At 44.6% G+C, this 18983-nt stretch carries 18 protein-coding genes; 7 read left to right on the forward strand and 11 right to left on the reverse strand.

All coding sequences use genetic code 11. From position 1 onward, the window contains the following. Positions 1-40: 40 nt before the first annotated feature. Positions 41-712 carry an SH3 domain-containing protein gene (locus OH460_RS18280; protein WP_269999071.1) on the reverse strand — a complete coding sequence of 224 codons (672 nt, stop codon included), beginning with the start codon at positions 710-712 and terminating at the stop codon, positions 41-43. Positions 713-817: 105 nt separating this feature from the next. Here OH460_RS18280 and OH460_RS18285 point away from each other — a divergent pair, with 105 nt between their 5' ends. Together OH460_RS18285 and OH460_RS18290 are read left to right on the forward strand one after the other, a co-directional pair. Beyond that, positions 818-1393 carry a hypothetical protein gene (locus tag OH460_RS18285; protein ID WP_269999072.1) on the forward strand — a complete coding sequence of 192 codons (576 nt, stop codon included), beginning with the start codon at positions 818-820 and terminating at the stop codon, positions 1391-1393. A gap of 247 nt (positions 1394-1640) precedes the next feature. Then, positions 1641-1883, forward strand: a complete 243-nt coding sequence (locus tag OH460_RS18290; protein WP_017062621.1) for a hypothetical protein — start codon at positions 1641-1643, stop codon at positions 1881-1883. Positions 1884-2053: 170 nt separating this feature from the next. Here OH460_RS18290 and OH460_RS18295 read toward each other — a convergent pair whose 3' ends face one another. Then, positions 2054-2512 carry an Lrp/AsnC family transcriptional regulator gene (locus OH460_RS18295; RefSeq protein WP_102423585.1) on the reverse strand — a complete coding sequence of 153 codons (459 nt, stop codon included), beginning with the start codon at positions 2510-2512 and terminating at the stop codon, positions 2054-2056. Positions 2513-2661: 149 nt separating this feature from the next. Here OH460_RS18295 and OH460_RS18300 point away from each other — a divergent pair, with 149 nt between their 5' ends. Together OH460_RS18300 and OH460_RS18305 are read left to right on the forward strand one after the other, a co-directional pair. Next, positions 2662-3591 (forward strand): DMT family transporter, encoded by a 930-nt coding sequence (locus OH460_RS18300; protein ID WP_269999134.1) that lies wholly within the window; start codon positions 2662-2664, stop codon positions 3589-3591. A 146-nt stretch (positions 3592-3737) separates the two neighbouring features. Beyond that, positions 3738-4202, forward strand: coding sequence for a hypothetical protein (locus OH460_RS18305; protein ID WP_008219313.1), 465 nt, complete (start codon positions 3738-3740; stop codon positions 4200-4202). Positions 4203-4267: 65 nt separating this feature from the next. Here the strand turns inward: OH460_RS18305 and OH460_RS18310 are convergent, their stop codons facing one another. From OH460_RS18310 to OH460_RS18330, 5 genes are all read right to left on the reverse strand, one after another. Then, positions 4268-5641 (reverse strand): sensor histidine kinase, encoded by a 1374-nt coding sequence (locus OH460_RS18310; RefSeq protein WP_269999073.1) that lies wholly within the window; start codon positions 5639-5641, stop codon positions 4268-4270. Positions 5642-5686: 45 nt separating this feature from the next. Then, positions 5687-6418 carry a response regulator transcription factor gene (locus OH460_RS18315; protein WP_269999135.1) on the reverse strand — a complete coding sequence of 244 codons (732 nt, stop codon included), beginning with the start codon at positions 6416-6418 and terminating at the stop codon, positions 5687-5689. An 81-nt stretch (positions 6419-6499) separates the two neighbouring features. Further along, on the reverse strand, positions 6500-7180 hold the full coding sequence (locus OH460_RS18320; RefSeq protein ID WP_269999074.1) for a spondin domain-containing protein: 681 nt from the start codon (positions 7178-7180) through the stop codon (positions 6500-6502). Between the two features lie 9 nt (positions 7181-7189). Continuing rightward, a complete protein-coding gene (locus OH460_RS18325) occupies positions 7190-7873 on the reverse strand; it encodes a spondin domain-containing protein (protein ID WP_269999075.1) in 684 nt (227 codons plus the stop codon). Positions 7874-8277: 404 nt separating this feature from the next. Continuing rightward, the gene (locus tag OH460_RS18330; RefSeq protein WP_008219317.1) at positions 8278-8619 is read right to left on the reverse strand and encodes a YggL family protein; all 342 of its coding nucleotides are present in this window, start codon (positions 8617-8619) and stop codon (positions 8278-8280) included. A 254-nt stretch (positions 8620-8873) separates the two neighbouring features. Between OH460_RS18330 and OH460_RS18335 the strand changes: the two genes are divergently transcribed. Further along, a complete protein-coding gene (locus tag OH460_RS18335; protein ID WP_269999076.1) occupies positions 8874-10901 on the forward strand; it encodes a PhoX family protein in 2028 nt (675 codons plus the stop codon). 172 nt (positions 10902-11073) lie between these two features. On the opposite strand, the gene OH460_RS18340 is transcribed toward OH460_RS18335, so the two are convergent. The 3 genes from OH460_RS18340 to OH460_RS18350 all read right to left on the reverse strand — a co-directional run bounded on the left by OH460_RS18340 (position 11074) and on the right by OH460_RS18350 (position 14282). Then, a complete protein-coding gene (locus OH460_RS18340; protein WP_105058271.1) occupies positions 11074-11694 on the reverse strand; it encodes a LysE family translocator in 621 nt (206 codons plus the stop codon). Between the two features lie 136 nt (positions 11695-11830). After that, positions 11831-13117: a DEAD/DEAH box helicase gene (locus OH460_RS18345; protein ID WP_004740103.1), complete on the reverse strand. Its 1287-nt coding sequence runs from the start codon at positions 13115-13117 to the stop codon at positions 11831-11833. A 181-nt stretch (positions 13118-13298) separates the two neighbouring features. Next, positions 13299-14282 (reverse strand): CobW family GTP-binding protein, encoded by a 984-nt coding sequence (locus tag OH460_RS18350; protein WP_061030839.1) that lies wholly within the window; start codon positions 14280-14282, stop codon positions 13299-13301. A 617-nt stretch (positions 14283-14899) separates the two neighbouring features. On the opposite strand from OH460_RS18350, the gene clcA reads away from it, so the two are divergent. After that, positions 14900-16306, forward strand: coding sequence for a H(+)/Cl(-) exchange transporter ClcA (gene clcA / locus OH460_RS18355; protein WP_105058272.1), 1407 nt, complete (start codon positions 14900-14902; stop codon positions 16304-16306). A 206-nt stretch (positions 16307-16512) separates the two neighbouring features. Continuing rightward, a complete protein-coding gene (locus OH460_RS18360; RefSeq protein WP_171730738.1) occupies positions 16513-17493 on the forward strand; it encodes a TDT family transporter in 981 nt (326 codons plus the stop codon). Between the two features lie 135 nt (positions 17494-17628). Here OH460_RS18360 and hmpA read toward each other — a convergent pair whose 3' ends face one another. Beyond that, complete coding sequence (gene hmpA, locus OH460_RS18365; RefSeq protein ID WP_061030836.1) at positions 17629-18825, reverse strand: NO-inducible flavohemoprotein; 1197 nt, start codon at positions 18823-18825, stop codon at positions 17629-17631. Between the last annotated feature and the right edge of the window lie 158 nt (positions 18826-18983).

Raw genomic sequence — 18983 nt, forward strand, 5'->3', positions numbered from 1 at the left:
TCGACTATTTACATTCTCAACGGTAATAATTTGATGTCTCTTAATCTTTAAATATTTCATTTGTATTTACATCAAGATAAATTTTTTTTTCAAGAGATAATCCACCACAGTAAATAAAGTAGACATCACGATCTTTATACCGAACTGATTTGACCCAACCACCTAGCTCTTCAAAATCACCAGGTTCGCATTCACCTTCAGAGATCAACTTAGCAACGGAATTGCGAAATGTCTCTTGGTATAGCTTAAGGTCATCAGATTTAACCAAATAAGAGTCCAATATCTCTTTGTTTTCTTTCTCAGAAATAATCACTTCATCATTCGATAGGCCAGACATGGAAACCCACTCTGCTGTTTGTGAGCCACCTTCTTTTAAAACAATGTAATCCGAGATGCGTCCCCAATCACCTTGCTTCTCAAGCACTTCTACTTTTTCACCTTTATAGAGATAGTCCGTTATTAACCCGTCAACCTCAGGCTGCTCTACCACCTTCAGCTTCCTATCTGATACATAAAACTCTGTCTGCTCTGGCTCCGGTTTTAGCTCGATAATGGGCTTTAAATCAGCTTCGGGTTGCTCAATCGTTTCAACAACTGGCTCATCAACCTTTTCTGGTGGCGTTGGGTCTTCTTTCATAACGAAGAAGTAATACGCAGTTCCTCCTCCGCCTAGTACTAACAACACAAGTAAAGCGATCAGCGCTTTTTTCATTCAATCCACCAGCTCTTCCGTTTGAAGTCAATGTCCAGTGTACCTCAACTCATTGTACAGCTCATCTATACTGTCTATAGAGAACACCATAAGTAGAGGAAGGTCATGAGTTTCTGGGGAAAAGTTCTGATCATAAGTGTGTCTGTTAGTACGAATACCGTACTTGCAAGCGGATGTAACAGTGAAGATTGGCGAACGCTGCTAGCTCGTCAGTTCGCTTTTGAAACCCGCTATAACCAATACACAAAAGAATTTAACCAAGTTCTCTCAACCTATGAGTCACAGACCCTACTGTCGAAACATTTCACTGGAGAGCAAGTCGTTGAACTTTGGGCAAAGTACGAGCAAAGATTTAACACACAGCTCAACAGTCACATGAATACCGCTTACGATATCTCCGAAGTTCTGCTTAAACAGTCATATGTAGTATCGACCGAGCTAGAAGGCGCTCGTTCTCTTGCTCGATTATGGGAAGCAATGGCTCAAGATTGTGATAAAGCCAAGCTAATGCGCCAATCAGAGAGTGCACTGTCACATGTAAAGAGCTCGCAATCTCTCTCGCAAGACCTTAATGTCCTGAGTGAGAAGTTCAGGCAACTATCGTCTAGGTATCGTCAGGAAGCCACAATGATAGATGCTGCTCGCCAATCAAATGAACGGGAAAGCGTGCAATCAAACTAACCGCTTCGCCAGATTTATCTGCAAAATCAGCTACGTCTGATGAAAGCGTATTCAACTCAGACTTAATCAACGCTTTATCAATAACTTGTAAAACTAATGTTCTAACTATCAGCAACAAAGTTCAATTTCCAATCAATGCAAGTAATTATGTGAGATATTCATCACAAAATAGATTTACAAACGCCAGAAAATTGTTATCATGAATCTTCATATAACTTAATAACAAGAAACATTTTGGCTAGGTAATATGCAAAAAACTATGGCTTTCAACTGCTTGAGTAACACGGAATGGACTGCAGAGATAAGAGGTAAACTTTTATCTGTAGCTAAACACATGGAAGAGTTCGGTTCAGTAAGTGAGCTAGAGCTATGTAAGATATTTGGAGAGACAATTTGGAATGACGGCGTGGATTATCATTCACATGCTTTTTCATTCAGAATTAATGCACAAACTGGGGATTGTTCAATCTCTAACTTTAAGTATCACTAAGTTTTGCACCTATCATATACGGAGTACCTTTCACGAGGTGCTCCGTTTTTTATTGCCGTGAGTTTGTCATTTTGTGGAAGATCTTTGGTCACCTTCGCATTGTTATCCAAAGATCAGCCCATTTCGTTTTCAGCTCACTCTACTCGATAACACTCATCCTTTCCTTCTGCTTAGTCGGTGTAAACAGGAAGCGGCGCGTTACCTTTCACTTGTCTTATCGCGAGATGAGTATGGATATCTTTAACATTAGAGAGACGTTGAAGCTTTCTGGTAAACGCTTCATAGGCCATTAGGTTCGGGCTAACGACTTCTAGCAGATAATCATAAGCGCCAGACACCACATGGCAGCTGATCACCTCTTCCATCTCGACAATGGCACCTTCGAATTTATCGATCGACACTTCTTGGTGGTTGTTTAGGCTCACTTCGACAAACACACTCATCGCCACACCTACCTTTTCTCGAGACAAGCTCACGCGATAACCGTCGATAATGCCTTTTTCTTCAAGCCTTTTGATACGTCTAGCACAAGGTGACGGGGATAAGCCGACTTCATCCGCTAACTCAGCCGTGGTCAATCTACCATCCTTTTGTAGCAACTCGAGAAGATGCCTATCAATCCTGTCCATAGCAAAAGCCACCCATTGGTTAAATTTGTTAATAATCCAAGGAATGTTAGCAGAAATCCTCAATGATAGATCAAGTTAGAACCAAACTTGCCAACTTGAGGCAGGTGCTCTCCCTCATAATGAGTCATCATTCACTTCCATTGTTTACTATGAATCTTGGCTATCTATCAATTACCGTCACTCTGCTCATCTGGGCAAGCTTTTTTCTTTCTCTTAAAGGCGGTGCGAATTCAGCTTTAACGCCCGCAGACATCGCACTGACACGCTTCCTTATTCCTGCCTTGGTCTTATTACCTTTGGTGTGGAAAGCGCGTAATACCATTACAGCAGTGCCTAACCGTTACTTAGCAGGTATGTTCATCGGTAGTGGCCTGCCTTATTTACTGGTTGCTGGCACAGCGATGCAATTCGTTCCAGTTTCTCACGGAAGTGCTTTAGTGCCCGGCACGCTACCTCTGTTTGTAACCGGGATTGCGGTGCTCTTTTTCAAGCAACCACTTAGCCGCCACCGAATCGTTGGCCTAGCTTTGGTGTTACTTGGTATTGTGTTGTTCTTGGGGAGCAGTTTGAGTAGCTTCAATTTTGAGCACACCAAAGGCCACTTACTGTTCCTGTGCGGGAGCTTAATGTGGGCAACCTTCACTATCTCAGCTCGCGTTGCCAACTTAAATGCTTTGGTCAGTGCGGGCTTTATCTCTCTCTGCTCTACTTTGTTATTAGCCCTTCTTATCCTGACAGGAACACTCCCTAGTCACTTAATGGACGCACCTTTCGCTCAATGGCCTTTTGCAGAGCTTGCCATTCATTCAGCAGTACAAGGTGTCGGAGCGGGTTTAATTGCCGCATTCACTTACCTATATGCGGTTAATACCTTAGGGGCTGAGCGTTCTGCTGCGTTTGGCAGCGCGACACCTGCCGTGGCGACACTATTGGCGATTCCATTGTTCAACGAGATCCCAGATGCGATGACCTGGCTTGCCCTTGGTTCTATTTGTATTGGTAGCTTGGTCGCGAGCAATATCTTCATGAGAAACGACCAATCCATGCAATATCAGCCGCCAAGTCATAGTAAAGCGTAGCGCTGTTTATATTCACCATTTCCGCTAGTTTTCAGGTATGCGGCATCCAGATAAGCCTACAAAGGTAGGCTTATCTAAAATCTGCTTTTTCTAAGCTCGCTTCTCCATTAAACTGTCCGACCTTTTTGCTGATTCAAGAGAACACCATGCAACGCGACTACACCTTAAATTGTTTAATCACCATGCCTCGTCATGAACTAGAAGAGTTTAGTTTAAGAATGATCCATCGCCTTGTTCCTGAAGACGCAATGACAGAATTGTTCACGTTCGAACAAGAAGAAGTGACCAGCGAAGAGCGCATGCAGTCGGCAAAATTCGATGCGATGCTGCGTATGACGGCAATTGCTCTTGGTGAAGTAAACCTAGCGTTTTCTGAGTCGGACAATTCACAACAGAACATTGAGCGCATGACTCGCCTACTACTTTGGCACTTCTACTCAATCTCTTTCAACCTTGAAGAAGCTATTGCGATTGAAGTGCACTGCGAGAAAGTAGAGAAGATCTTAAAGAACGCACCAAAAGATGCATTCGGTTGGGTTAAAGAGTTAACTGAGTTGCTTCACTTCTACGCAAAAGTAAATGAAGGCAACGAAGAGAAGAAAGACGCGTAACCTTGCTTAATCTTTAGCTGGCTGCAATTCAAAAACAGCCCAGCGAATACCAAAGGCAGAAAGAGCTATATCGAAGGCAAGTAAAAGCTTTGCTGAAATGAGTTCTCTGCCTTTGTTGTTTCTAACACACTGTGATGCAACATCAGTATAGACTGCGCGATCTTGGTTCCTATTCCCAATGAACCATTCGGTGCTTCCTGCTCCACCTCATTTTGAATCACGACCCTCACCCGCTTTGAATCCGGTTCTAAATCAACACTCAGTGAAACTGCTGTCCCACTTGGGCTATGCCTCAACGCATTATCTAGCAAGTTCAAAATCAACCTTTCAAGCAAGTCACTGTCACCAGCCGCTTTTACTCCATCAGGCATATCCACCTTAAGTTCGACATCTTTGTGGCGGTACTGGCTTTGAATCGTTTCTAAGCACTCACTCAGCAACCCATTCAAATCTATCGACGCGTATTGATAGGTAGGGACAGGATTGTCATGTTTGGCACTATCGAGCAGCGAATGCAGTTGTTCAGACAGTTTATTGCCATTGCGGTAAGCCACGTCAATCAGAGGATCTGAATGTGGATTTTGGATCTTCCATGTTTCTAAGTAACCCAACACACTCGACAATGGTGTTTTCAAGTCATGACTTAACTGCAATAAGCTTTGTCTGCGATGCGAAGACTGATACTCAAGCTGTAAGAATTGCTGCTGAATGTGTTTCGCCATCAACTGATAAGAACGTGCGATCGGCACCAACTCCGGTACTTGATGTATGAAGTTGGGGTCGAGGCGGAAATCTTGCTCTGCTTGCTGTTGTAGCTTATTGGTGACCTCTTCAATAGGGTTCAACAGGCTACGTTTCACGAGCAGGTAAGCGCCAATCGCAAAGCCTAAGATAGAGATCAGCATAAGTCCTGCTAGCGCCATATAAGGCGTATCGACTTGTGAATTGGCAATGACGGTATGGCGGTTACTGCCAATCAACACATACAGATACCCCACCGTAGAACCCAACTCTTCAATCGCAGCAACAGAGAATACCTTGTGAGAACCGGGGTTGATCGGGTCATCCCCAAGAATAGGATAAGGCTCGTTGTTTAAAAATTGTTTGATAGGCGCTAAGTCGATCTGGCTCGCTAATACTGTCCCTTCTGGCGCCGCGTGTGTCGTGATATTACCCTGACTATCGAGAAAGTAGATGTCGAAATCGGGACCAATCAACATCAAGGTATGAAATATGGATTTAAGGGCTTTTGGGTTGTAGTCCGTGCCAATCATCAGAGGGTTATCATCACGCATGTGCAGCGCGAGATCTTTATGTAAGCTCTGCTTAGTTCTTTGTTCTATGGTCTCTTTTTGCCAATGATAGGTATAGGCGATAACCACACTCACGAGCAGAAACCACAAACTGCTAAACAACACTAAACGCGATTTGAAACTCATGTTCTCTCCTCGATGGCTCTTAAGCTTAGGACGCGACACATAGGCCTAAACTTTCGATTCGAACTTATAGCCCACACCCCAAACGGTTTTGATGAAGTCATCGTCGCTATTCGGCATGGCCAACTTTGTTCTCAAGCGGTTAACCGTGCTACACACCGTGTGGTGATAACCAGAATGGTCGGTATTCCAAACGTGATTGAGCAGCTCGTCTTTGCTATAGACTCGCCCCGGTCGGGTGGCTAAAAAGTGAAGTAAGGTAAATTCGGTTGCAGTCAGTGGGACATCTTGATTATTCAATGAAACCTGATGACGCTCAGGTTGGATGGTAAGCCCGCCAAAACTCATTACGGGTTCGGTTGATTGTGCATCTTTCACTGTTGATTCAGAGTGACTTAAGCGACGCAATACGTTCCTCACGCGAGCTTGAAACTCGAGCACGCTGAAAGGCTTAGTAATGTAGTCATCAACCCCAGCTTCTAAGCCCGACACCTTATCTAGCTCAGTGTCTCTTGCTGTAAGCATTAGCACAGGCGTCCAGTCTTCTTGCTGGCGTAACAATCGACAGAAATCGAGACCATCGCCGTCAGGTAAGCCTCGATCAAGCACGATCAAATCAAACTGGCTTCTGTGATATAACGCTTGAGCCTTTTCAATTAAGTTGGTTCTTACAACATCATGCCCTTGGAACTTAAGGTGCATCTGCACCAGCTCAGCCAAATCGTCATCGTCTTCAACCAACAATATGTTTGCCATCAAATTTACCGCAGCACTATTCATTATCCCTGCTCTATTCGGAGTCTGCCCACCTTTCAATTGACCGGAACAGAGCAGGAATTCTTTCATCGTGTGTTCACCCTGTTACTCGGTGCGAGTAATAGTGATTCGTGCACCGGGATTAAGGAAACGATGGTTGCCACTTAATGCAGAAGTCGCCAAACCATCATCTTGGCTAATAACACCAGAGTGGAAGCTCACTACATCTGTGTCGTTTCTAACACTGTTAAAGCCCTCACCACCGCCTGCAGGCCCAGGAATCGTTGCTGCAAGTTCGTCATTGAGTTCCGTTCCTGAATCCCACACGTTCATATTCATCGTGAAAGTGTCACCCACCGCTAACGATTTCAGCGATAAACCAGATTCGCCAACAAACGCATCATTGGTGTTCACTAACATTGAAGCAACAGAGATATACCCTTCTTGATTCGGGTCGACGCGAATAGACACCGTGTCTTGTTCTCCGGAAAGAATCAGCCCATTGCCTGAGATGCCTTGATAAACATTGTCGTCGCTATTGCTGAGCGCGATGAGTTCAGCATTACTACCACCTTCAGCTAAGTATTCAAGGTCAACAGAAGCACTTTGGCCGATTTCAAACAGATCAAAACTGGTGTTGTGCGTCAGTACTGCAAGTGGCGACATAGGTTGGTTGGGCGTGAGGTTGGTAACACTCACATCGTAACGGTAGTAATCACCGTCATCATCAGGACAACCGGCTAACACGGCGACAGAAGCAGCGATAAATAAAATTCTAGCTTTCATACATCCCCCTTACTTCACAACGATCGTGATGGTTGCCACAGGGTTTAACCAGCGATGGCTGCTGCTATCGAGGTCACTAATACCGCCTGCAGCATCACTATCACCAATGTTGCCCGGATGAATATGTACCTTAGCGTTAGACACGGCAGTCTCTACACCTGTACCACCAGCGCCAAAGGTAATGAATGGTGGGTTTGGCATGCTGCCTGCTAACTCATCATTGGCTTCAGTCCCCGCATCATAACCATTCAGTGAGGCTTTATAGGTACCTGCTTGCGTTGGGATCTTCCAACTGTCTAATCCAACAAAGCCATCGTTGGTTGGCAATAACATCGCGCCGAGTGACAAGTAAGCTAAATCACCCGTATCGATATCAAACGTAGTTGCGACACCTGGGTTAAGAATGCCACTCGCAGGGTTCTCAACGACGACACCACCCGCATTGGCGATTACACCAGATAATCCCGAGATGTCTCCGCCTTCCGCCATGGATTCCAACTCAGCAGAAGCTGCCTCCCCCGTTCTAAACATGAACAAGCTTGAATCATGGGCCGCTGCCAAGATTGGCGTAAAGTAGATTCCTTTAGTTGCATTCGTCACTGTCACCTCAAGCTGGGCTGCCTGGGCTTGAACAGCTCCAAAAACGAACATCGCAGAGCCGATCACTAAGCTGATTTGAGTACGTTTATTCATTTTGATTCCATCCTTTACTGAGTCCTTTCGTGACTGGCAAATCAATAACATCGAAATACGTGTTATCTAGTCAGCCACGAACTGTGGTGGTGTTGACTCTAAGAATGACGCCCAAATCTATCAGCAACTTCATTGAATTCTCATAAAAGTCTCACAAGTTTATACAAACTTATTACAGCCCAGATAAGTACCCATAGAGCGCTGATATTTAAGTGAAATTAGTCGCCTCGCAAAGCAAAGCAAAGCAAAGCAAAGCAAAAGAGAAACATTAAAAAGAGAATAAGGAAGGAAGAAAACGCAAAAAGGCCGAATCGATTTACCGATTCGGCCTCTGTTTGGGTGTATTGTTGCTCGTTCTAAAAGCCGTGTAGGCCCCTAAGTGAAGCTAACAGTACAACATCAATTTAGAACGCGTAGTTTGCGTCAATAAGCTCGCTAACTTCAACTTTTGTTACTTCAGCACGCGCTTCAAGCCATTGTGCAACTTGCAGTTGCTCTGCTTCAGTTACAGAACGGTAACGCTCGATAGAACATAAGAAACCTTCAAACAGCTCAAGGCCACCGCCACCAAAGCATAAGCCGATGCTGTCGATGAAATCGATGAACTCGTCAATGAACACATCGTATTGGTCAAAATCAGCAATCGATGTCTTGCAGCTTACTTCAAAACCCAGAATCGCGAATTCACCTAGGTATAGCTTTTTGCGTAGGCGACGATTTTTGTTTTCGATTTTATCTAATTTCATAACTGTCTCTCTTTTCATTTGATTAAGCATTTATACACAGTTCTAACCCAATCCCCAAGTGTTTTGTCTTGCATGAGAAGTGTTATGGCAAAAATCGTGCTACAGAAACAAAAGCTTAATAAAAACTATAAAAATCTGTCACTTAACTGCTTCACGATTGGTCACACATTTACCCAACTTATTAACCAATCAGTTAGTACGAGGGTAAGTCATAAATAACGAATAATAAAATCAGCCAATAGGAAGCAGTCGCGATGAGCAAGGAAACATTTGATAGCACTCGTTTTAACAAGAGTAAAAACAAACCCTTCGAAGAAGTTCTAGATGCAAACCTTTCAAGAAGAAACGTATTAAAAGGCGGTTTAGGCATCAGTGCAATGACCGCTTTTGGCGCGTTTGGTTTAGCGGGTCACAGCACAGCTAACGCCGCAACAATGCAAGCAACAGGCGCGCAAAAAAGCACCGCAACTTTAGCGTTTGAATCGGTTAAAGGCTCATTGACTGACAGTGTTGTTGTGCCTAAAGGCTACACAGCACAAGTGCTCGTTCCTTGGGGCACACCACTTAACAAACATGGCAATGCTTGGTTAAAAGACGGTACAAACAACGCACAAGACCAAGCTAACGCACTGGGAATGCACCACGATGGCATGCACTTCTTCCCGCTTGATGGCAACAGCAACGATGGCTTATTGGTAATCAACCACGAATACATTGACCAAAAAGCATTGCACGCTAATGGCCCGACATACAATGAAGGCGCTCGTCCTAACATTGATGAAGTACGCAAAGAGATCAACGCGCACGGCGTAAGTGTGGTTCGCGTGAAGCTTGAAGACAACCAGTGGGTAATGGTCGATAACGACCCACTAAACCGCCGCTACACTGGCGCGACCGTAATGGATCTTTCTGGCCCTGTCGCTCACAGTGAGTTTGCCAAAACCAAATTCTCACAAGACGGCAGCCAAGCTCGCGGCACTTTGAACAACTGTGGTAATGGCTACACGCCATGGGGAACTTACCTGACGTGTGAAGAAAACTGGCCGGGTTATTTCGTTAATAAAGGCGAGACAACGCCAGCGCAAGAACGTATTGGAATCGCTACCGACAAAACGCGTTACGGTTGGGACACACTTTCAGGTAACAAACAAGAACGCTTAGACGAATTTGCACGCTTTGACGTAACACCAACAGGTGAGTCAGCGATGGACGATTATCGTAACGAAGCACACGGTCACGGCTACATTGTTGAGATCGACCCTTACACTGCAAACTCTCGTGCGAAGAAGCGCTCTGCTCTGGGGTGCTTCCGTCACGAAGGTTGTACCTTTGGTAAGTTAACCGAAGGCGAGCCAATCGTATTCTACTCTGGTCACGATTCTCGTTTCGAATACCTCTACAAATTTGTTTCTGAAGCGAAATGGGACCCGCGTGACGCTGAGCCAAGCAACCGCCTAAATGCTGGCGACAAGTACATGGACAAAGGCACGCTTTATGTAGCCAAGTTCAACGACGACGGTTCAGGCACATGGTTACCGTTAACTCTGAGCAGTAAAACCACCAATGGTGGCAAGCTAGGTGATACGTTTGATTCTCAAGCAGCACTTATCGTTAATACAGCAGGCGCAGCCGACCTTGTAGGCGCAACGCCAATGGATCGCCCTGAATGGTGCTCTGTAGATCCAATGACAGGTACGGCTTACCTAACGCTAACCAACAACAATAAGCGCAAAGAAGCCAATTCAGCGAACCCTCGCGTAAACAACAAATTTGGTCATGTTATCCGTTGGGATGAAGGCAAAACGGCGAGCGAATTCGATTGGGATATCTTTGTATTCGGCTCTCCTGCAGTGGAAGACAAATCTATCAACCGCTCAGGTCTAACAGACATGAACCAATTCGCGAGCCCTGATGGCTTAGCGTTTGATGCTCGCGGCATTTTGTGGATTCAGACTGATAACGGCGCAGACGAAGTAACAGGCTACACTAACGACCAAATGCTGGCTGTCGTTCCATCGCAGTTAACGGATGACCAAGGTAACAGCGCGGTAATTGATGCTAACAATCAAGCACAGCTAAAGCGCTTCTTTGTGGGTCCAAACGGTTGTGAAGTGACTGGCTTTACCATCAGCCCAGACTTCAAATCACTGTTTGTGAACATTCAACACCCTGCGAACTGGCCATCATCAGACGATGCAACGGCTCAGACTCAAGGCAACGTTCGTCCGAGAGCATCTACCGTTGTGATTCGCCGTGAGGACGGTGGTGAAATCGCGGTTTAATCGGTAGAACTGGCTAAGATCGGAAACATTTCTAACATCTAGCTATGTAAAACCAAAAAGAGCGATAAGGCCAAATGCCCTATCGCTCTTTTTCTATTCTATTCAATCTTCGGTTTAAGTAAGAATCCTAGCATTCAAGTTCATCGTCATACCAAGCTCTCGTTAATCACAGTTAACTCACGAACAACCACACACCAACACCCATCATCAAAGTGCCGGCAATGCGGTTCATCAACTTCACATTATCAGCCTTACCGAGCATGTGCTTAAGGCTCTTACCGCCTGTCGCGTACAGAGTCATACAAACAAACTCAGAAACAAGAATAATCGACACGAGAATGAACAACTGCGGTGCTAAGTCTTTACTGCTGTTAATAAAAGGAGGCAGCAGAGAAATCATAAACGCCCAGCCTTTCGGGTTTGCAATCGCAGTAACAAAGCCTTGAACCACCAGATCCCAATCATTGTTCACTTGGGTGTCTTGATTATCAGTACTGATCGCCAGTTTGCCTCTTGAGCGCCACATCTGAATACCTAGGTAGAACAAATATGCTGCACCAACGAACTTAAAGCCAGCAAATAACCACGGGTAGTTCAGCATTATTGAAGCAATACCCAATACAGCGGCGACCGACACAACAGCAACACCTGCCAGCTCACCGATCATCATCCATAATGTGCGCTTGTAACCAATACTCATACCAAGCGTTAAGGCCAAAGTCATACACATGCCGGGCGTGATTGATACAAAGAAAAACGTGGGGATGAAAGCCCAAAGTAGCGCGCTATCCATATTATTACCTTATCGACTTATTTTTATTTGATTGTTTAGCTTGTTGAGCTGTCTTTGTAAGGAGCGACCTTATACTTAGCGACACAACGAAAAAGAGCCACAATACAGTGGCTCTTTTTCATTACCAACCGTAATTTTACTTACGACGGTTTTTAATTCGCTTCATCATCGCTAGGCGACGTTCTGCACTTGCTTGGTCTTGTGGAGCATCATTCGCGTTGTTCTTACGACCTTGGCGGTTTTTGTATGCCGCTTTCGTGTTTAGCTTCTCAATGTAAGCATCACGTTTCTTAGGCTCATAACCTGGTTGCTCAACACGGCGAATACGTTGTTGAATCAGTTTCTCAACTTGAACAACTGTCAGTTCTTCTTCGCGGTTAACGAAAGAGACAGCATGACCTTGTTTACCCGCGCGACCAGTTCGGCCAATACGGTGAACGTAATCTTCAGCTAAGAAAGGCATGTCGTAGTTAATCACGTGTGGTAAGTCTTCAATATCAAGACCACGAGCCGCAACGTCGGTTGCCACCATCACACGTGCTTTACCTTCTTTAAAGTCATCTAGAGCACGACGACGAGCACTTTGTGCTTTATCACCGTGACACAGTACAGCTTTAATGCCGTCTAACTTAAGCTCTTTAACCACTTCATTTGCGGTTTCTTTGTAGTTCACAAACACCAACACTTGGCGCCAGTTTTTACGACCAATCAGCTCAGAAAGTAGCTCTGTTTTACGCTCTTGATCCACAGGGTAAACTACGTGACCTACCGTTGCAGCTGTTGAGTTTTCACGCTCAACACTGATACGTTTTGGCTTACGTAAGATATCAACCGACAGTTGGTTTAACTGAGTTGATGTTGTCGCAGAGAACATCATGATTTGTGGAGAAGTTTCTACATCTAACATGATCTTGCGAACCGCATTGATAAAGCCCATATCTAAGATACGGTCAGCTTCATCAAATACTAGGAATTCTAGGTTAGCAATAGACACGTTACCCGCTTCTAAGTGCTCTTCTAAACGGCCTGGTGTCGCAACCAGAATGTCCACACCCAGTTCTAATTGACGAACCTGTGAAGACATCTTGTTACCACCGTATACCGCAGAAACGCTTAGTTCTGTGTATTTAACGTAATCTTTAATGTTTTGAGCAATCTGCGCTGCTAGCTCACGAGTTGGAGCTAAAATAAGGCCACGAGCCGTTCCTCGAGATGCTTTTTTACCACTGTTCAGTAGATGCTGGATAACAGGCAATGAGAATGCCGCTGTTTTACCTGTACCGGTTTGAGCAGTAGCAAAAATATCATGGCCTTTACGAGCCATTGGAATTGCTTTTTGTTGAATTGGAGTGAGTTTTTCATAACCGCACTCAGTCAGCGCTTTGACTAATTCAGGAGCAAAACCTTGAGAGGAAAATGACATTGTTACGAGTTCCTTAAGCAGACAGCCTACATTCTTATTTCAGCCGAGCACTATAAAGTAATTAGAGTGATTTATCTCACATTTATCGTGATATAACGCAAATTTTCTCACTTAATCTGGTGTTTACCACACGAACCGCGAAGCAAACACCCGATTATTGGGCTCAAACAGAGAATAAACCCTATTTGATGCCACACAGCTTGAGCAAGATCTGCTCTAGGTCGCCCCAAGGCATAAGCTGTGAGTCGATCACTTCTAATCGTGATTCAAAACCATCAAGTGTGATTTCATTGACTGAAACAACTTGATTCGCGACGTTGAAAGCAAAGCAACCTTGGTCAGTGTTGACCACCGCTTTAACGCGCTCAGCCGTCAAATCAGACAGCATTGAGAATAGCGCATCGAAATCAAATTTATACTCTGCACCAAATAGCCAACCACAGCTGAAATACCCCTGCCCTTTGTTTTCCTTTCGGATGAACGCTTCGCCAGGCGGAAGTTCGAATTGAGGTTCTTGTTCAGCGTGATCATGATGGTGCGATTCAATATGAGTTGAAGCGCTACCGTATACACGTTCGATGTCCAGCACTTCCAAAGGCACTTCACCATCGTGAATCAGCTTATGGAATACTTTTGCGGGTGTTTGATCGGTCACCCAATCGTTAAATACATCGATGTCTTCAGAGTGAACAAGGTCAACTTTAGTACCAAGAATCACATCAGCACTGTCTAACTGATCATTAAAGTTCTGATTAGAGGTGTACTTTTCGTTGGATAAGTTACGCGGATCAACCAAACCTAGCGTCGCTTTAAGATCAACGTATGGCGTGTATTGATCTGAAGTCAGGGTCGCAATAACCTGCTTTGGGTGCCCTAGACCTGTTGGCTCAATCAGTAAACGGTCTGGCTTTTGACGGAGCAACGCATTAATGCCCACCGACATCGGCACGCCAGCAGTACAACACATGCAACCACCTGGTACTTCTTTAATCAAAGCACCTTGGTCTGTCATCAATGCACCATCAATGCCGATCTCACCGAACTCATTTACCAGTACAGCCCAGTTTTCATTCTCAGGTTTGTTTTTAAGTAAGTTCAAAATAGCTGTCGTCTTACCAACACCTAAGAAACCCGTAATTATGTTTGTAGGAACTTTTTTGGTCATATCAGTTCTCCTTTTTTAGGGAGTATATACACAATTACCGAAAAGTTGACCCCAATCACTTGTTTATACTCATATTGAATCGCAAAGCGTGGGTTCGCAAAATGGAGAGTCGGGCTGAGAAGCTGAAAATTGACCAATAAGGAATTAACATCAGGGAGAGGTGAGTGTTGGCTGATGGCTAGCAAAATAAAGAAAAGCAGATTTTGGATGCTCCAAACGAACTAAAGGCGTACTTCATGAGTACGCCTCACCCTCGTTACTCAATCGTGAGTTCGCGAATCAGGAAGCCTTAGATATCGACCTGAACATTTAACGAGGAACTAAAAACTTTGTTTCTGAATCCATCCAAATTGTGTGTAAAACCTCACTTCTCCTTGCGGTTCGTTATGTTGCTTTACGATTTAACTATGGTTCATTTTTGCGGTAATTCAAGTTACCACCCGAGAAACGATCAAAATTGTGACGGTGATTCCACTATATTGTCCATAGATCTTATTTATGTAATACACTACTTTCATAAATGAAATTCAACTTTGCATCTTTGCTGCTATAGGATAAGCAAGGGAGGCGTATAATTTACGACAGCCCCACCGCATCAACTCAGGAACCAACCTTCAATGACCAATAGAGAGAAATTTAAGCAATCCCTTTTAGCAAAAATGCCAAGGGGTGCTATTAACCAATTTCTTTCTAGAGACAAAGCTCCCGTTTCAGTTCTCATCCTCTCGTGCATTGTTGGTGTCCTTGCCGGTGTCGTTGGTACCTATTTCGAAGTTGCGGTTCATTTCATCACAGAAACACGTACCGATTGGCTAAAAGACGAGATTGGAAGCTATTTACCACTTTGGCTAGCTGCCTTTCTTATCAGTGCTGCATTCGCCTTTATTGGCTATTTCCTCGTTCATCGCTTTGCTCCTGAAGCCGCAGGATCTGGTATTCCTGAGATTGAAGGCGCAATGGACGGGATGCGTCCGGTTCGTTGGTGGCGAGTATTGCCCGTGAAGTTCTTTGGCGGTATGGGCGCTCTCGGTTCAGGCATGGTGTTAGGTCGTGAAGGGCCAACCGTGCAAATGGGCGGTAGCATTGGTCGTATGGTCACTGACATCTTCCGAGTAAAAGATGATGACAGCCGCCACTCTTTACTAGCTTCGGGTGCGGCTGGCGGTTTAGCTGCTGCATTCAACGCACCACTAGCTGGGATTATGTTCGTTGTCGAAGAGATGAGACCGCAGTTTCGCTACTCGCTTATTTCTATCAAAGCCGTCATCATTTCTGCCGTTTCAGCCAACATTGTATTTCGCTCTATCAATGGGCAGTCGGCTGTTATTACCATGCCTCAGTATCAACAACCGGATCTGAGTGCGCTTTGGTTATTCTTATTATTGGGCGTACTGTTCGGTATGTTTGGGGTGATATTCAATAAACTTATCACCCTTTCACAAGACATGTTTGTCGCAATACATAAGAACGACCGTAAACGTTACTTGATTACAGGTACTTTGCTTGGCGGGTGCTTTGGCCTATTGCTTCTCTATATTCCAGAGTTGACTGGTGGTGGTATTGGCATTATCCCAAATGTCACCAACGGCAATTACAGTACCAATATATTACTGCTTATCTTTTTAGGGCGCGTACTAACCACGTTACTCTGTTTCGGCTCTGGCGCACCGGGCGGTATCTTTGCGCCGATGCTAGCACTGGGCACGCTCTTTGGTTACGCATTCGGGCTTATCGCGGCAGCACTCTTTCCTGAGCTGAATATAGAACCGGGCATGTTTGCGATTGCAGGTATGGGCGCACTGTTCGCAGCTACTGTACGTGCACCGATTACAGGGATATTACTGGTTATCGAAATGACCAATAATTACTACCTGATCTTACCGTTGATCATCACTTGTCTTGGTGCCGTAATCATTGCCCAAATGTTAGGTGGTCAGCCGATTTACAGCCAACTCCTCAACCGCACACTAAAAAACGAGAAATTGAGACAACAAGATCTCCCTCAACAAGAGGAAGTTCGTTAATAACAAATAACTCATGAAACAAAAGCACACATTCAACGTGCTTAATGTCCCGATTTCGCATCAAAATCAAAAAAGCAAACGTTAAACTTGGTATCATCCACTCAAAATTAGTTGAGCGCCCTCAACATCTATTGAAGGCACAACTGCACGCTCTAACTAGAGCAAAAATTCTAATGTTTGATAAATAACTAAGTTGGAGCAAGTCGTTGAACTGGAGAAGATTAACCCAAGTAAAAAATGTGCCGCCATCACAGGCGTCTTTAGCACTTGGTGTTATTGGGCTAGGACAGGCGTGGGCACTGTATCTCCCGGGGGTTGGTGAGATCATTCGTCCTTATCTCGCCGCATTCGGCGCGTTATTATTACTGCCAGTTTTACTTCGTTATCTCACCAGCTTTAATACCTTCATCAATGATATCCGTCACCCGCTTAGTGGAAGCCTAATGGCACCAATGAGCATGGCACTGTTGATCCTGTGCGACTATTTAGCCGAGATCTCCACCATAATCGCCTACCCAATATGGTTCTGCGCTCTATTGCTGCATTTTACTATGATGGTGTTGTTCTTCAGTTTCCAGATCATCAACTTCAAAATGTCGAACATTGTTCCAAGTTGGTTCCTATATCCAGTAGGCTTGATCAGTAGTTCATTGGCAGGCACACAGTTTGGCCACACCGTATTTTCAGAAACGCTTGCAGCAACCTGTATTGGTATCTATTTCTTCATGCTCCCTGTGGTGCTATATCGCTTGGTGTTTGAAGGGAACCTTCCACGCAGAGCAAGGCCAACACTGGCAATCATGGCTGCTCCGGTAAACTTGTCTTTAGCCGCGTACTTGGTCAACTTTAACAATCCAGATCCTATTCTCACTGGCGCATTGTCAGGTATCGCCATCACCATGACATTGTTGATTTACCTATGTTACATCCGCTTAATGCGCTTGAAGTTTCAACCTTCAATAGCGGCTGTCACCTTCCCTTCTGTTATCAGTGCCATCGCCATGCATCGTTTAACTACATTTTTCGGTGCAGAATACCCACAATGGTACTGGCTACACAAGTTTGGCTTCTTCGAGCTCACCATCGCAACTATCTTAGTGATTTGGGTCGCAGGCGGTTACGTGAAAATGTACTGGCCCGAGCTTTTTGACCCCGATTACATGTCTAAGAAAGTGAAACGTTCTTAATCAACTCAAAAACACTTTCTAACTCGCTGAACACATTATTCATGCCAAACGGAAAAAGGCCTCACACTGTGAGGCCTTTGAATAGGCAAGGTTTTTAATAGATCAGGCGAGTGTTAACACAACTACCGAGAGATCTTAGAAGTTCGCGTGAGGGCCAAATACTTCATAGTGAACTCGTGAACGACAAACGTTTAGCGCGTCTAGTTGCTCTACGATGTTCTTCATAAAGCCAACCGGACCACAAATGTAGAAGTCGCTCTCTTCAAAACCTTTCGTGTCAGAAATAGACGCTAGGTTCATTTGACCTTCGTGCGTATTCTCACACGCAGATGCTTCTTTGTTCATGTACCAGGTTTTCGCTTCCCAGCCTTTATCGGCAACGATATCTTTCACACGTTTAGTGAATGAGTGTTGGCCTTCATTTTCACAAGCGTGTAGGTAAAGTACTGGCTCATTTTTCTCTTCAGTATTCAGGAACTCAAGCATTGACTGCATTGGCGTTACACCAACACCTGCAGAGATAAGCGTTACTGGCTTACTGCGCTCTTGATACATGAAGTCACCTGCCGGAGCGTAAAGGCTTACTTCATCACCGATAGCAACCGTGTCGTGTAGGTGGTTAGAAACCACGCCCTGTGTTTCTTGACCATGGCCTTCACGCTTCACAGAGATGCGGTATTGCTTACCGTTCGGCTTATCTGATAGTGAGTATTGACGAATTTCGCTGTATTGCGCGCCTTCTGGCTTAACTTCGATACCTATGTATTGACCAGGCGTGTAGTCTAGAACATCACCGCCATCTTTTGGTTGTAGAATAAAGCTTGTTACTAGTGCTGATTCTTCAATCTTATCTGCAATCACGAATGTACGTGCCGCTTCCCAGCCGCCAACAGCTTGTTTGCGTTGTAGGTAAAGTTCAGCTTCACGATCGATGAATACTTGAGCCAAGAAAAGGTACGCCGCTGTCCACGCTTCTTCTACTTCAGGAGTAAACGCGTCTGTTGCCAATTCGCGTAGTGTTTCAATCAGGTGTAAACCAACAATTTGGTAGTGTTCTGGTTGAATGTTAAAGCTTGTATGTTTGTGAGCAATGCGTTCAACCGCTGTTGTTAACGCTGCTAGGTTTTCAATGTTCTTTGCATATGCCGCGATAGCTTCAAACAGTGCTACGCCTTGGCGACCTGTTCTTTGGTGAGTCATATTGAAGATATCTTTTAACTCAGGGTTATGTGTGAACATACGTTGATAAAAATGCTGAGTTAAAGCCGGGCCTGCGCTCTCAAGTAGAGGAATAGTAGATTTGATGATTTCGATATGTGCATTGTTAAGCATGAATTTACTCCGAACACTGAGCCTTATGACCTATTATGTCATTTTGACTACTTAAAAATTAAGAATGACTTATCGATTTTCTGAAAGCTTAGTTATTCTTAGAAACTGAGTTATTTTGACTCGTTTTCATTTCAAAAAATCGCGAAACCTGATTAATG

The sequence above is a fragment of the Vibrio sp. Makdt genome, from assembly GCF_027587015.1.
Lineage (GTDB): Bacteria > Pseudomonadota > Gammaproteobacteria > Enterobacterales > Vibrionaceae > Vibrio > Vibrio chagasii_B.